The organism is Pseudomonas sp. TE3899, from assembly GCF_056279105.1.
The window spans coordinates 683190-697847 of sequence record NZ_JBWBQR010000001.1; the positions used below are offsets into that span (position 1 = coordinate 683190).

Sequence of the window (14658 nt, forward strand, 5' to 3'; positions counted from 1 at the left end):
CTCCCGCTGGGCTGCGAAGCGGCCCCAAAACCAGACAGCGCGGTGTATCTGAAACACCGCGTTGCATGGGGTTACGACTGCTGCGCAGTCGAGCGGGAGCAAGCTCCCTCGCCACAGGATTGAGGTGTCTTGGCGGGCAGCGTTCGCCACCAATAGATCAGCGCCACGGCATTGATTCCGGCACCCAAACAGCACACACCCATCCATCCGCCCCACGCATACATCGCCGTCGAGCCAATCGAGCCCAACGCGCTGCCGATCGAATAAAACAGCATGTACCCGGCCGTCAGTCGACTTTGCGCTTCGGGGCGCACGCTGTAGATCATGCTCTGGCTGGTGACGTGCACCGCTTGCAAGCCCAGATCCAGAGTAATCACACCAAGTAGGAGCGCCCACAATGAGGATTGGGTGAAGGCGATCGGCAGCCACGACGCGAGCATCAGCAACAGCGAAAGGCCGCTGGTCCATTGCCCCAAGCCACGATCAGCCAGATGACCCGCGCGAGCCGCCGCGAGTGCACCCGCCGCGCCGGCCAGTCCGAATAATCCGATTTGTGTGTGGGACAACGACAACGGCGGGGCGCTGAGCGGCAACACCATCGGCGTCCACAACACCATGGCGCTGGCGAAGGTCAGCAGGGCGAGGATCGCCCGTTGACGCAGCACCGGTTCTTCCTTGAACAAAGTGAAGACCGAGCCGATCAGCGCGCTGTAAGACTGGCTGGTTTGTGCGTTTTCCTGTTTGGGCAGGACGCGAAACAACAGCAGCGCCATCAATAAGGTCAACCCCGCCGACAGCAGATAAATCGAGCGCCAGCCGGCCAGATCGGCCATGCCGCCCGCCACGGTGCGCGCGAGCAAAATGCCGACAACGATGCCGCTAGTGACCACGCCCACCACGCGTCCGCGCTGGGCGGGAATCGCCAGGGTTGCTGCGTACGCCACCAACACCTGCGTCACTACCGCGAGCAAACCGGTCAACGCCATGCCGATCAGCAGCCAAACGCTGTTCTGCGCCAGCGCGATCATCAGCAACGCCAGCGCCGACAACAGTGTTTGCATGACGATCAGACGCCGCCGATTGAGCAGATCCCCCAGCGGTACCAGCAGCAACAGGCCCACGCCGTAACCGACTTGAGTCAGGGTGACGACGATGCCGACGGTTGCCGGGTTCATGGAGAAAGCCTCGGCCATGGCATCGAGCAGCGGTTGGGCGTAATACACGTTGCCGACGGCCAGGCCGCAAGCGACAGCGAACAGCAGCACCACGCCGCTGTTCAAGGGTTGGTTAGGCTTCATGCCAGACTCCTTATGTGGTTTCAAAATAAAACCACTTGTACGGTAGAGAGGCTGGTTTTATATTGCAACCACATTTGTTGGCAGCGAGCGCAATCATGGTCAAACGTACAAGCATGGAAGGCGCCGAATGTCCGGTCGCCCGCTCACTGGATGCCATCGGCGATTGGTGGTCGTTGCTGATCGTGCGCGATGCGTTTGACGGTATTCGCCGGTTTGGCGAGTTCCAGCGCAATCTGGGCATGGCCAAGAACATCCTCTCGGCGCGCCTGCGCACGTTGGTGGCCCACGGGATTTTTGATTTGGTGCCGGCGTCGGATGGCAGCGCGTATCAGGAATACGTGCTGACGCAGAAGGGCAAAGGCCTGTTTCCGTTGATCATCGGTTTGCGGCAATGGGGCGAGGCGTTTTTCTTTGAGGCGGGGGAGGCGCATTCACGGGTGGTGGATCGTGAACAGGGGCGGCCGGTGCGGCCATTGGAATTGCGCGCCGAGGACGGGCGATTGCTCGGGCCGGAGGATTGTGTGCGGGTGGCGGCCGAATAAAGATCGCGCCTTCGCAGGAGCTGCCGAAGGCTGCGATCTTTTGGTCTTAGCGCAGGGTATCAACCATCTCCGCAATGGTCGTCAAAACGTCTTTACCCAACTGCTTGGAGCGCTTGCCTGACCAACCCGTCAGCGCATTCGGCGCGTCGTTGTTGTCCTTGAACGGCATTTCCAGGGTCAGCGCCAGGCAGTCAAACTTCTGGCCAACGCTGTTGCAGGCCAACGTCATGTTGGCTTTGCCCGGCAAGTCGCGGGTGTAGCCATGCTTGGTCTGGAAGTCTTTGGTCAGGTGTTTCAAGTGATCGCGGAAGTCGGTTTCGAGCTTCTCGAGTCGCGGCGTATAGCCTGGGTTGCCTTCGCAACCGGCGGTGAACACGTAGGGGATTTCTTCGTCGCCGTGAATGTCGAGGAACAAATCGACGCCGTACTTTTCCATCTGCTGCTGTACGAAAAAGACTTCCGGGCTGATTTCCGGGCTGGCGCTCTGCCAGGCACGATTGAGGTCTTGGCCCATGGCGTTGGTGCGCAAGTGACCGTGGAAGGCGCCGTCCGGGTTCATGTTCGGCACCAGGTACAGGTCGGCGCTGGCCAGGAGTTTATTCAGTACAGGGTCGTCGTGTTTTTCCAGGCGTTCGATCACGCCTTCCATGAACCACTCGGCCATGTGCTCGCCCGGATGCTGTTGCGCGATGATCCAGACTTTGCGCTGACCTTCGGCCCCGGTGCCTTTGCGCAGCAGTTGAATGTCGCGACCCTCGGCGCTTTTACCGGCGGCCAGCAACTCTGTGCCGGCCTTGGTCAGCGCCTGCTCGATCAGCCAGTCATGGCGACCGCGGCTATAAGGTTCGAAGTAGGCAAACCAGGCGTGGGTGGCGGTGGCTTCGAGGCTGAAGCGCAGGCAGTCGCCTTCGAAAATGGTCGGCACCCGGAACCAGTTGACGTGGTCGTAGGACGCCACGGCTTGATAACCGTCCCAGGCTTTGTGGTACGAGGATTTGCTGGCGTTGTTCAGGCGAAACCAATGCTCTTGACCGACATGCAGACCGCTGGCCTTGAAGTGGAACCACTGGAAATGCTGGCTGCGGGTGTCTGGTTTGATCGCCAGCAAGGCTTGCAACGGATTGCTGATGTCCAGCACTTCAATGTTGCCGCTGTCGAAATTGGCACTGATGTCGAAAGAGGATTTAGCCACGGTCATAGTCGGTTCCTGATTATGATTTTATGGCTGCTACTTTACACGCAAGGCGGGGATGAATCGGGGGAAATTACGGGGTGAAGCGGGGGGCGTCCTCCTTGACGCGGAAGCAGCTTAGAGACTGTGTGATTGATTCTCAAGTGCTAATTTGGATTAGTTTGGCCCAATGTAGCCGGGCTTCTCTTGCCAGCAGATATTCTTTTGATATCATGCCGCCCATCGAATTAGCAGCACCTACAGTCTTCATTAGCCTGAAGCCAAAGCCAGAATAACTGGCAAAAAAAAGACCCGGCAAAAAGCCGGGTCAAAAACCGTGATTAGCCTGATGAGGAGATAGTCCAGGAGACCGACCTAAGGTCCTCTGGTCCATCGACTGATCTCGCGACCAGCTGCGTGCAATAATAATCATTCTCGTTTGCAAGTCAAATGATTTTATTTGCGCGATAGGAAAATTCTTTCCTGTCCTCCTCGAAAACACGTTCGTTTCATTCGTTCTGATCGCCATCCAGGGATCGATCGACCATCGCCTGCGCCATATCAATCATGTGCACCACCGAAAACGCCAGCGCCCGTTTTGCGCCTTGCTGGTTGTCGGCGGCTTCCTGGGCGGTAGCGGCGGCACAGCGCAGCAGGTCGGAGGCATGAACCAACGCTTCTTCACTGCTGATGTTGCGGTTGACGTCGAAAAAGCGCGCCGGGATTTCCACTTCTGAAACAGTTGGTTTCAAGTAATAGTCCAGCGCCCGCTGCGCGGCGGCACAGCCTTTTGGCGAGGTGAAGGTGGTGTCGAACTGCATGTCTGGCACGTCGTGGCTGGGGTTGGTCATGGTACTGGGTGAACTCCGTGTGAGTGATTCAGATCCGTGAACACATCCTAGTACTAACTGTATTTGTGACCAGAATTTAAATACTACAATTTGTGTTTTGATGGCCGGAGGCGTCCACGTATCGTGCCGCACATGGATAAATGGATTGAATTGGTCAAGGCCAAAATGAGTGAACTCAGCGTCACTCAAGACGAACTCGCAGATCGCCTCGGGATGTCCCAGGGCGGCGTCGGCCACTGGCTGAACAAACGCCGCGATCCTGGCATCGTCAACATGAACCGCGTGTTGAAGGCGCTGGGCATGGACTTTCTCGAAGTGGCGCTGGTGATCCGCGAACGGCTCATTCTGGAAGAGGAGGAGATGCCGCTTGCGCTCAAGTACAACCCCTACTTCCGCTACCCGGTCAGTGACTGGAAGGAACCGGCGCAGCTGCGCGACGGTGAGGTGACGGTGTATCGCAAGGACGAACGCTACGAGCTGACCGACTATCACGCCCAAGGCCCGGCCTTCTGGCTGAGCGTGGTGGGCGACGCGATGACCGCCCCCACCGGCATCAGCATTGCCGAGGGCATGATGATCCTCGTGGACCCGGCCATCGTGCCGGAACCCGGAAAACTGGTGATCGCCCAGTGGCCGGACAGCGCCGAGGCGACCTTTCGCAAGCTGATCGAAGAGGGTGGGCAGCGTTACCTGGTCCCGCTCAATCCGACCTATCCGAAGGCCCTGTTCACCGACGAGTGCCGAATTATCGGCGTAGTGGTTCAGGCATCCGCCAAATTCTAATCAGATCGGTCCTCGCAACGCGTAGGACCGATCGTCATTTCACGCTTCTTCTAACTCCACCAACGCACTGCCTTCGCTGACCATCTCGCCTTCCTGGCAATACAGTGCCTTGATCACCCCGGCATGGGGTGCACGAATGCTGTGTTCCATCTTCATCGCTTCCAGCACCACCAGTTGCGCCCCGGCTTCGACCGTCTGCCCGGCCTCCACCAATACGCGCACGATGCTGCCATTCATGGGCGCAGTCAGGCCGCCCTGGTGGCTGTGACTGGATTCGACAGCAGCAATCGGGTCGTAAGTCTCGACCCGGCGCAATTCTCCTTCCCACTGCAGATACAAAACGTCGCCACGGCGGATCGCCCGATGCTGGCGGCGCACGCCGTTGTGCTCGGTCAGCAGGTGTTCACCTTTGAGTTGCGCGGTGCTCACATCGCCCAAGGTCAAGGCGCGATCCTGGCCTTCGCAACTCAAATGCAGGGTGATTTCTTTCGGCAGCCCGGCACGCAAGCCACTGTTGATCGCCCACGGCGAACTCGGGTCATCGGCCCGCAACACCGACGGTTGGCCCTGCGCAAACGCTTGGGCCGCCGCTTGCCAGAACTCATCACTGAGGTCGGCAGGCGCTGGCAGCAGTTGCTCCTGATAACGGGGAATGAACCCGGTATCCAGCTCCGCCGCCGCAAACGCCGGATGGCCGACGATACGCCGCAGAAAGTTGATGTTGGTCTTGAGCCCGCCGATGGCGAACTCATCGAGCATGCTCAACAACCGCAAACGTGCCTGTTCACGGTCCTCGCCCCAGGCAATCAGCTTGCCGAGCATCGGGTCATAGAACGGCGAGATCTCATCACCTTCCTCGACACCGCTGTCCACCCGACGCCCCGGCCCTTCGGCCGATTCGCGATACAAATCCAGCCGCCCGGTCGCCGGCAGAAAATCATTGCCGGGGTCTTCGGCATACAGCCGCACTTCAATCGCATGGCCGATCAGCGGCACCTGATCCTGGGTCATCGGCAACGCTTCACCGCGCGCCACACGAATCTGCCAGGCCACCAGGTCCAGGCCAGTGATGGCTTCGGTGACCGGGTGCTCAACTTGCAGGCGCGTGTTCATCTCCATAAAGAAGAACTCGCCGCGCGAATCCAGCAGAAACTCCACGGTACCGGCACCGACATAGCCAATCGCCTGGGCCGAACGCACCGCCGCTTCGCCCATGGCGCGCCGCAGTTCCGCGCTCAGGCCTGGGGCCGGCGCTTCTTCGACGACTTTCTGGTGCCGGCGCTGGATTGAGCAATCCCGTTCATTCAAATACAGGCAGTTGCCGTGCTGATCGGCAAACACCTGGATTTCCACGTGGCGCGGCTTGAGCAGGTACTTTTCCACCAGCATCCGCGAATCGCCGAACGACGACTGCGCTTCACGCTGGGCCGAGGCCAGGGCTTCGGCCAGTTGGCTGACGTCCTCGACCACTTTCATGCCTTTACCGCCGCCACCGGCCGTGGCTTTGAGCAACACCGGATAACCGATGCGTTCGCAGGCATCGCGGAAAGTGTCGAGGTCCTGGGCTTCGCCGTGATAACCCGGCACCAGCGGCACGCCGGCGGTTTCCATCAAGGCTTTGGCTGCGGATTTGCTGCCCATGGCGTCGATGGCCGAGGCGGGCGGGCCCAGAAAGATCAGGCCGGCGGCTTCGATGGCGCGGGCGAACCCGGCGTTTTCCGAGAGGAAACCGTAGCCCGGATGGATCGCCTGGGCGCCACTGGCCTGGGCGGCGGCGATGATTTTGTCGATTTTCAGGTAGCTATCGGCGGCTTTGCTGCCGCCCAAATCCACGCGTATATCCGCTTCGCGGCTGTGGCGGGCGTCACGGTCGGTGGCGCTGTGCACGGCGACGGTGGTCAGGCCCAGGGCCTTGGCGGTGCGCATCACGCGGCAGGCAATCTCGCCGCGGTTGGCCACCAGCAGGGTGGTGAGGACAGGTGCGCTCATCAACGGGGCTCCTTGGTGGTTTCGGCTTGCCAGTTCGGCGGACGTTTTTGCAGAAAGGCGCGCAGGCCTTCCTGGCCTTCAGGGCTGACCCGAATCCGCGCGATGGCGTTTTCGGTGTAGCGGCGCAGCGCCGGGGTCAGCGCGCCGTGGCCGACTTCGCGCAGCAAGTCCTTGCTGACACGCATCGCCGCCGGGCTGTTGAGCAGCAGGTTGTCGATCCATTGTTCGACCTTCTGCTCCAGCTCGGCCACCGGATAACTCTCCGACAACAAGCCGATTTCCCGCGCCCGTTGCCCGCCGAATCGCTCAGCGGTCAGGGCATAACGCCGCGCCGCGCGTTCGCCGATGGCTTGCACCACGAACGGACTGATCACCGCGGGCGCCAGGCCGATGCGCACTTCCGACAGGCAGAATTGCGCGTCATCGGCACCGATGGCCATGTCGCAGCAACTGATCAGGCCCAGTGCGCCGCCATAGGCCGCGCCTTGCACCACGGCCAGGGTCGGGATTTTCAGCTTGGCCAGGTTGTACATCAACTCCGCCAGTTCCCGGGCGTCGTCGAGGTTGGTGTGGTAATCGAGTTCGGCCGATTGCTGCATCCAGGCCAGGTCGGCGCCAGCGCTGAAATGATTGCCGCGGCCACGCACCAGCAGGAATCGCAGGCTGGCATCGCCCGCGACTTTGTCCAGGGCGAGGATCAATTCGCGGATCATTTGGGCGTTGAACGCGTTGTTCTTGGCTTCACGGCTGAGCCACAGGGTCGCGAAACCCCGTGGGTCGGTCAGCAGTTCGAGGGTGTTGAAGTCGGTCATGATGTTCTCCCGATCACATCCGGAACACGCCGAAGCGGCTCGGTTCGATTGGCGCGTTCAGCGACGCGGACAAGGCCAGCGCCAGTACATCTCGGGTCTGTGCCGGGTCGATGACGCCGTCGTCCCACAGCCGTGCGCTGGAGTAGTAGGGGTGACCCTGCTCTTCGTATTGGTCGAGGATCGGTTGCTTGATCTCGGCTTCCTGCTCGGCGCTGAAAGCCTGGCCACTGCGCTCAGCCTGCTCGCGCTTGACCTGCACCAGCACGCCAGCCGCCTGTTCGGCGCCCATCACGCCGATCCGCGCATTCGGCCACATCCACAGGAAGCGCGGATCGTAGGCCCGCCCGCACATGCCGTAGTTACCGGCGCCGAAGCTGCCGCCGATGATCACGGTGAATTTCGGCACCTTGGCGCACGCCACGGCGGTCACCAGTTTCGCGCCGTGCTTGGCGATGCCGCCGGCCTCGTATTTCTGGCCGACCATGAACCCTGTGATGTTCTGCAGGAACAGCAATGGAATGCCGCGCTGGCAGGCCAGTTCGATAAAGTGCGCGCCTTTCTGCGCGGCTTCGGCGAACAGGATGCCGTTGTTGGCGAGGATCGCGATCGGGTAGCCGTGCAGGTGAGCAAAGCCGCAGACCAATGTGGTCCCGAACAATGCTTTGAATTCATCGAACACCGAACCGTCGACCAATCGCGCAATCACTTCGCGCACGTCGAACGGCTGCTTGGCGTCCGCCGAGACCACGCCATACAACTCATCGCTGCCGTACAGCGGCGCGATCGGCGCACGTTGTTGCAACTCGCCGAGCTTGCGCCAGTTGAGGTTGGCGATGCTGCGTCGGGCAATGGCCAAGGCGTGTTCATCGCTCTCGGCGTAATGGTCGGCCACCCCGGACACCTTGCAGTGCACATCGGCCCCCCCCAGGTCTTCGGCGCTGACCACTTCGCCGGTCGCGGCTTTCACCAGCGGCGGGCCGGCGAGGAAAATCGTCGCCTGGTTGCGCACCATGATCGCTTCGTCAGCCATCGCCGGCACATACGCGCCGCCAGCGGTGCATGAACCCATGACCACGGCAATCTGCGGAATACCCATCGCGCTCATGTTCGCCTGGTTGAAGAAGATCCGCCCGAAGTGCTCGCGGTCCGGGAACACTTCATCCTGACGCGGCAGGTTGGCGCCGCCGGAGTCCACCAGATAGATGCACGGCAAGCGGTTTTGCTGGGCGATGGTCTGGGCGCGCAGGTGTTTTTTCACGGTCAGCGGGTAATACGAGCCGCCTTTCACCGTGGCGTCGTTGGCAACGATCATGCATTCGACGCCTTCGACCCGGCCGATCCCGGCAATCACGCCCGCCGCCGGCACGTCTTCGCCGTACACGCCGTAGGCCGCGAGTTGGCTGATTTCCAGGAACGGCGAGCCCGGATCGAGCAGGCGGTTGATCCGCTCACGGGGCAGCAATTTGCCTCGCGAGGTGTGGCGTTCTTGCGCCTTCGGGCCGCCACCTTGCTGCACTTGGGCGAGCAGGGTGTGCAGGGCGTCGACTTGAGTGAGCATCGCCGCGCTGTTGGCGGCGAACTCCGCCGAACGGGGGTTGAGCTGGGTATGCAGGATCATGGGGCTACTCCGTAGCAGCTTCGAGTTGCAAGCTACAAGCTACAAGTTGAAGCAAGAGTGCGGTTCTCTTGCAGCTTGAAACTTGCCGCTTGCCGCTAACGAAATTTATTTCGTTTCGTTGAACAGTTCGCGACCGATCAGCATGCGACGGATCTCACTGGTGCCGGCGCCGATTTCGTACAGCTTGGCGTCACGCAGCAGACGACCCGCCGGGAATTCATTGATGTAGCCGTTGCCGCCGAGAATCTGGATCGCGTCGAGGGCCATTTGCGTGGCGCGTTCGGCGCTGTAGAGGATCACGCCCGCGGCGTCCTTGCGCGTGGTTTCGCCGCGCTCGCAGGCCTGGGCCACCGCGTAGAGGTAAGCGCGGCTGGCGTTGAGTTGGGTGTACATGTCGGCGACTTTGCCCTGGATCAGCTGGAACTCGCCGATGCTTTGGCCAAACTGCTTGCGGTCGTGGATGTACGGCACGATCAGGTCCATGCACGACTGCATGATCCCGGTCGGGCCGCCGGAGAGCACGACACGCTCGTAGTCGAGGCCGCTCATCAACACTTTCACGCCGCCGTTGAGCACGCCGAGGATGTTTTCTTCCGGCACTTCGACGTCGTCGAAGAACAGCTCGCAAGTGTTGGAGCCGCGCATGCCGAGCTTGTCGAACTTGTTGCTGCGGCTGAAGCCTTTTGAATCACGTTCAACGATGAAAGCGGTGATGCCGTGGGGGCCTTTTTCCAGGTCGGTCTTGGCGTAGATCACGTAGGTGTTGGCGTCGGGGCCGTTGGTGATCCAGGTTTTGCTGCCGTTGAGCACGTACTTGTCGCCGCGTTTGTCGGCGCGCAGTTTCATCGAAACCACGTCGGAACCGGCATTCGGTTCGCTCATGGCCAGGGCGCCGATGTGCTCGCCGCTGATCAGTTTGGGCAGGTATTTGGTTTTCTGTTCGTGGTTGCCGTTGCGGTTGATCTGGTTCACACAGAGGTTGGAATGGGCGCCGTAGGACAACGCCACCGACGCCGAGCCACGGCTGATTTCTTCCATGATCACTACGTGGGCCAGGTAACCCAGGCCAGCGCCGCCGTACTCTTCCGGCACGGTGACGCCGAGCAGGCCCATGTCACCGAATTTGCGCCACAGGTCCGCAGGGAACAGGTTGTCGATGTCGATCTGGGCCGCGCGCGGGGCGATCTCCTTGGCGACGAAGGACTGAACCTGATCGCGCAGCATGTCGATGGTTTCACCGAGGGCAAAGTTCAGGGATGGGTAGCTCATGGGTCACCTTTTGGCTTTTTTGTAGGGTGGGGAGGGCAGTGATTCAGCTCTCACCTTTACGTTAACGTAAGCCTGTGACGAATGGCTGTCAATCACCCTTTACGTTAACGTCAACTTGAGCGACTCTGTAGGCGCAAAGCTTGCTCGCGAAGAACGATAACGCGGTCCTACAGTGACTCCGCAGTGCTCCTATCGCAGGCAAGCCATGCTCCTACAATAAAGACAATAGGGGTCGTCATGGATCAACCCAGTGCAAACCCGCAGCGCAGCTACACCCGTGGTTCCCAGGACAAAGCCTTGCTGGCGATGACCATCGGTGAAAAGTTCGATCACACGGTCGCGCAATACCCGGACGGGGAGGCGCTGGTCGTGCGTCATCAACAGCTGCGCTACACCTGGCAGCAACTGGCCGAAACCGTGGACCTGCACGCCCGGGCACTGCTGGCGCTGGGTTTGCAGACCGGCGACCGCCTCGGCATTTGGGCGCCGAATTGTGCGCAGTGGTGCATCAGCCAGTTCGCCAGCGCGAAAATCGGTGTGATCCTGGTCAACATCAACCCGGCCTATCGCAGTTCCGAACTCGAATACGTACTGAAGCAGTCCGGCTGCCAATGGCTGGTCTGCGCCGGGGCCTTCAAGACCTCCGACTATCACGGGATGCTGCAAGGCCTTGCGCCAGAGCTGGCAGAGCAATCCATCGGTCAACTTCAAAGTGAACGATTGCCGGACCTGCGCGGCGTCATCAGCCTGGACGCCCAGCCACCTTCGGGTTTCCTGCCGTGGTCGCAACTCGCCGATCTGGCGGCCAGCGTCTCGGTCGAGCAGCTGCACGAACGCCAACGCAGCCTGCATTTCGACCAACCGGTGAACATCCAGTACACCTCCGGCACCACCGGTTTCCCCAAAGGCGCGACCCTCAGCCACTACAACATTCTCAACAACGGTTACATGGTCGGCGAAAGCCTGGGTCTGAGCGCCGATGATCGGCTGGTGATCCCGGTGCCGCTGTATCACTGCTTCGGCATGGTCATGGGCAACCTCGGCTGCATCACCCACGGCAGCACGATGATTTACCCCAACGACGCCTTCGATCCATTGCTGACCCTGACCACCGTCGCCGAAGAGAAGGCCACCGCGCTTTACGGTGTGCCGACCATGTTCATCGCCATGCTCGATCATCCGCAACGCGCGCAATTCGATCTGTCGACCTTGCGCACCGGGATCATGGCCGGGGCGACGTGCCCGATCGAAGTGATGCGCCGGGTCATCAATGAAATGCACATGAGCGAAGTGCAAATCGCCTACGGCATGACGGAAACCAGCCCCGTGTCTTTGCAGACCGGTCCGTCAGACGAACTGGAACTGCGCGTCACCACCGTCGGCCGCACCCAGCCGCAACTGGAAAGCAAAATCATCGACGAGGCCGGCAACCTGGTGCCGCGCGGCACGATTGGCGAGCTGTGCACCCGGGGCTACAGCGTGATGCTCGGTTACTGGAACAACCCGCAGGGCACAGCAGAAGCCATCGATCAGGCCGGCTGGATGCACACTGGCGACCTGGCGAGCATGAATGACGAAGGCTACGTGTGCATCGCCGGGCGCAACAAGGACATGATCATCCGTGGCGGCGAAAACGTTTACCCGCGAGAGCTGGAAGAGTTCTTCTTTACCCACCCGGCGGTGGCGGATGTGCAAGTGATCGGCATTCCCTGCTCGCGTTACGGCGAAGAAATCGTGGCCTGGATCAAGTTTCATCCGGGCCACAGCGCCACCGAAGACGAGCTGAAAACCTGGTGCAAGTCGCGCATTGCGCACTTCAAGACGCCGCGGTATTTCAAGTTTGTGGAAGAGTTTCCGATGACGGTGACGGGCAAGATCCAGAAGTTTCGGATGCGCGAGATCAGTATCGAAGAGCTACGCGAAACCAACGGCTAAACACCAACCCTGTAGGAGCAAGGCTTGCCCGCGAAGGCGTCGTGCCATTCAACATTGATGTTGGCTGACATGACGCCTTCGCGGGCAAGCTTCGCTCCTACAAGGAATATCAGAGCCGTGCACCAAGCCCAATCCCGCCAGGCCGCAGGCGAGAAAAGCCTCGGAATCATTGACCTGAATCCCGCTTTTCAAACGGATAAGCACCGTTTCGCCATCAATGCAAAATTGCCAGTCCATGATCTTTCGCGTGGGCCCGGAAAAGTAATTCACCGCTAGATGCCGGTTCAGGTCCGACAGCTGGGTGGGCATGCCTTCCCGGGCCAGGTAGGCCGGGGACGCGCAGGTCAACATCGGCACGGCACCGATACGCCAGGCAATGCTGCTCGAATCCGACAGCTCGCCCAGGCGCACCACGCAGTCGATGCCTTCATTGATCATGTCCACCGCCTGATCCCCGCAGCCCACCACCAGCTCTATATCCGGGTAACGCGCGCGAAAGGCCGGCAGGGCGGGGATGATCACTTCCTTGGCCAGTGTTACCGGCAGGTCCAGGCGCAGTTTGCCTTTCGGGCTCTCGGCGTCGTGGGAAAACGTGGCCAGGGTCGAGGCGACGTCGCCGAGGATTTTCGAACACTGTTCATAGAAGCGTTCGCCTTCGGCGGTCATGCTGATTTTGCGCGTGGTGCGGTTAAGCAGGCGCACTTCGAGGGTCTTTTCCAGATGCTGGATGGCTTTGGTAATGGCTGGGCGATGCAGTTGCAAGGCGTCGGCGGCATTCTTGAAACTGCCGGTGTCGACTACCTGGGTGTAGATCTGCATGGCCTGGAACATGTCCATAAGCGTCGGTCTTCCCGGAAAAAGACCAGAGAATAACGGCAAACCGGGGGCAGCAGGAATGTAGGCGGGGGGTAAACGCCAGAAAGCACAAAGGGGAGCCGAAGCTCCCCTTTAATTTTTCGTTGCGCGTGCTCTTTTTTTATTATTGAGGGGCGGTCTGTTGTTGTTTTTGGCAACCGTGGCCCTTTACCGCTGTTTTAGTCGACCCCCATCCGGGGTCAAGAGCAAACGTATTTTTTTGAGCGCTGATCTACTTTTTCGCCAAGCGATCCAACCAGTTCGGGAGCTACCTGAAGGTAGTTTTATTGTTCTCTGCCCGGTTGCGGGTTACTCCGAAAAGCACCCTGAAAAGCACACCTTCTCCAAAAAAATCTGTTAGCTGCGTCTCTGCCGTGTTGTTCTTGTTATGTCAGAGTCGTTACGTCTTATTTTTATTGGTTTGCTGCTTTTTATTCTTGTTATGCCATAGAGATAGCAGGAGCCGTGCCAACTTTGTAAAGTCCTTTAAAATCAACGAGTTGAGATTTAGTAGGATTTTTCGCTCGGCTCAGATTCGACAATTTGTTTCCGTGTTACTCGTTTTGTGCCCGCACTTCAGACAGTGCGGTAACACCCGGACACATCCACGCCGTTACTGGGCACTGCGCGCCTTGGCCACGCGGGAACCGGTGGCTCGCCCCAGCACAGTGCAAATCTGTTGGCCCGCCAGAATCAAGGCGTCCAGGTCGATACCGGTCTGAATCCCCAGGCCATTGAGCAGGTACACCACGTCTTCGGTGGCGACGTTACCGCTGGCGCCCTTGGCGTACGGGCAGCCGCCGAGGCCGGCGATAGAGCTGTCGAACACCGCGATGCCTTCCAACAGGCTGGCGTAGATATTGGCCATGGCCTGGCCATAGGTGTCGTGGAAATGCCCGGCCAGTTTGTCTCGCGGCACCTCTTTCGACACCACTTCGAACATTGTCCGGGTCGCGCCAGCGGTGCCGGTGCCGATGGTGTCGCCCAGGGACACCTCGTAGCAGCCCATGGCATACAACTCGCGGGCAACCAGGGCGACTTGCTCCGGCGCAACGTGACCTTCATAAGGACAACCCAGCACACAGGACACGTAACCACGCACGCTCACGCCGTGTTGCTTGGCCGCGTCCATGATCGGCAGGAAACGCGCCAGGCTTTCGCTGATCGAGCAGTTGATGTTGCGCTGGGAAAACGCCTCGGAGGCGGCGGCAAACACCGCGACTTCCTTGACCCCGGCGGCGAGGGCGTCTTCAAACCCGCGCAGATTTGGCGCCAATGCACCGTAGGTCACGCCGGGCTTGCGCTGGATCTGTGCGAAGACCTCGGCGGAGCCGGCCATTTGCGGCACCCACTTGGGCGAGACGAAACTGCCGACTTCGATATAGCCCAGGCCGGCGGCGCTCAAGGCGTCGACCAGCCGCACCTTGTCCGCAACGCTGATGGGCTGGGCTTCGTTTTGCAGACCGTCGCGGGGGCCGACTTCGATCAAGCGTACGTGGGTGGGGAGGGGCATAACAATTCACCTGTCTGTTAGA

12 protein-coding genes are annotated in these 14658 nt (G+C 60.2%); 3 read left to right on the forward strand and 9 right to left on the reverse strand.

Annotated elements, in window-relative coordinates:
* Positions 1-71: 71 nt before the first annotated feature.
* Positions 72-1298: an MFS transporter gene (locus tag ACZ89E_RS03045; protein ID WP_463257920.1), complete on the reverse strand. Its 1227-nt coding sequence runs from the start codon at positions 1296-1298 to the stop codon at positions 72-74.
* 95 nt (positions 1299-1393) lie between these two features.
* On the opposite strand from ACZ89E_RS03045, the gene ACZ89E_RS03050 reads away from it, so the two are divergent.
* On the forward strand, positions 1394-1840 hold the full coding sequence (locus tag ACZ89E_RS03050) for a winged helix-turn-helix transcriptional regulator (RefSeq protein ID WP_149661946.1): 447 nt from the start codon (positions 1394-1396) through the stop codon (positions 1838-1840).
* A 46-nt stretch (positions 1841-1886) separates the two neighbouring features.
* On the opposite strand, the gene ACZ89E_RS03055 is transcribed toward ACZ89E_RS03050, so the two are convergent.
* Together ACZ89E_RS03055 and ACZ89E_RS03060 are read right to left on the reverse strand one after the other, a co-directional pair.
* On the reverse strand, positions 1887-3038 hold the full coding sequence (locus ACZ89E_RS03055; RefSeq protein ID WP_476254808.1) for a M14 family metallopeptidase: 1152 nt from the start codon (positions 3036-3038) through the stop codon (positions 1887-1889).
* 482 nt (positions 3039-3520) lie between these two features.
* Positions 3521-3862: a DUF6124 family protein gene (locus tag ACZ89E_RS03060; RefSeq protein WP_149661944.1), complete on the reverse strand. Its 342-nt coding sequence runs from the start codon at positions 3860-3862 to the stop codon at positions 3521-3523.
* Positions 3863-3994: 132 nt separating this feature from the next.
* On the opposite strand from ACZ89E_RS03060, the gene ACZ89E_RS03065 reads away from it, so the two are divergent.
* A complete protein-coding gene (locus ACZ89E_RS03065; RefSeq protein WP_476254809.1) occupies positions 3995-4645 on the forward strand; it encodes a LexA family protein in 651 nt (216 codons plus the stop codon).
* A 39-nt stretch (positions 4646-4684) separates the two neighbouring features.
* Here ACZ89E_RS03065 and ACZ89E_RS03070 read toward each other — a convergent pair whose 3' ends face one another.
* The 4 genes from ACZ89E_RS03070 to ACZ89E_RS03085 form a co-directional block, all read right to left on the reverse strand.
* Positions 4685-6634 (reverse strand): acetyl/propionyl/methylcrotonyl-CoA carboxylase subunit alpha, encoded by a 1950-nt coding sequence (locus tag ACZ89E_RS03070; RefSeq protein ID WP_476254810.1) that lies wholly within the window; start codon positions 6632-6634, stop codon positions 4685-4687.
* On the reverse strand, positions 6634-7446 hold the full coding sequence (locus ACZ89E_RS03075) for a gamma-carboxygeranoyl-CoA hydratase (RefSeq protein WP_476254811.1): 813 nt from the start codon (positions 7444-7446) through the stop codon (positions 6634-6636). The genes ACZ89E_RS03070 and ACZ89E_RS03075 overlap by 1 nt, the downstream gene beginning before the upstream one ends.
* 13 nt (positions 7447-7459) lie before the next feature.
* Entirely contained in the window at positions 7460-9064 is a 1605-nt protein-coding gene (locus ACZ89E_RS03080; protein WP_149661940.1) for a carboxyl transferase domain-containing protein, read from the reverse strand.
* A 105-nt stretch (positions 9065-9169) separates the two neighbouring features.
* A complete protein-coding gene (locus ACZ89E_RS03085) occupies positions 9170-10333 on the reverse strand; it encodes an isovaleryl-CoA dehydrogenase (RefSeq protein ID WP_123508887.1) in 1164 nt (387 codons plus the stop codon).
* 237 nt (positions 10334-10570) lie between these two features.
* Between ACZ89E_RS03085 and ACZ89E_RS03090 the strand changes: the two genes are divergently transcribed.
* A complete protein-coding gene (locus ACZ89E_RS03090; RefSeq protein WP_476254812.1) occupies positions 10571-12268 on the forward strand; it encodes an AMP-binding protein in 1698 nt (565 codons plus the stop codon).
* A gap of 48 nt (positions 12269-12316) precedes the next feature.
* Here ACZ89E_RS03090 and ACZ89E_RS03095 read toward each other — a convergent pair whose 3' ends face one another.
* Positions 12317-13105 carry a LysR substrate-binding domain-containing protein gene (locus tag ACZ89E_RS03095; protein ID WP_476254813.1) on the reverse strand — a complete coding sequence of 263 codons (789 nt, stop codon included), beginning with the start codon at positions 13103-13105 and terminating at the stop codon, positions 12317-12319.
* Between the two features lie 631 nt (positions 13106-13736).
* A complete protein-coding gene (locus ACZ89E_RS03100; RefSeq protein WP_149659944.1) occupies positions 13737-14636 on the reverse strand; it encodes a hydroxymethylglutaryl-CoA lyase in 900 nt (299 codons plus the stop codon).
* Positions 14637-14658 lie beyond the last annotated feature (22 nt).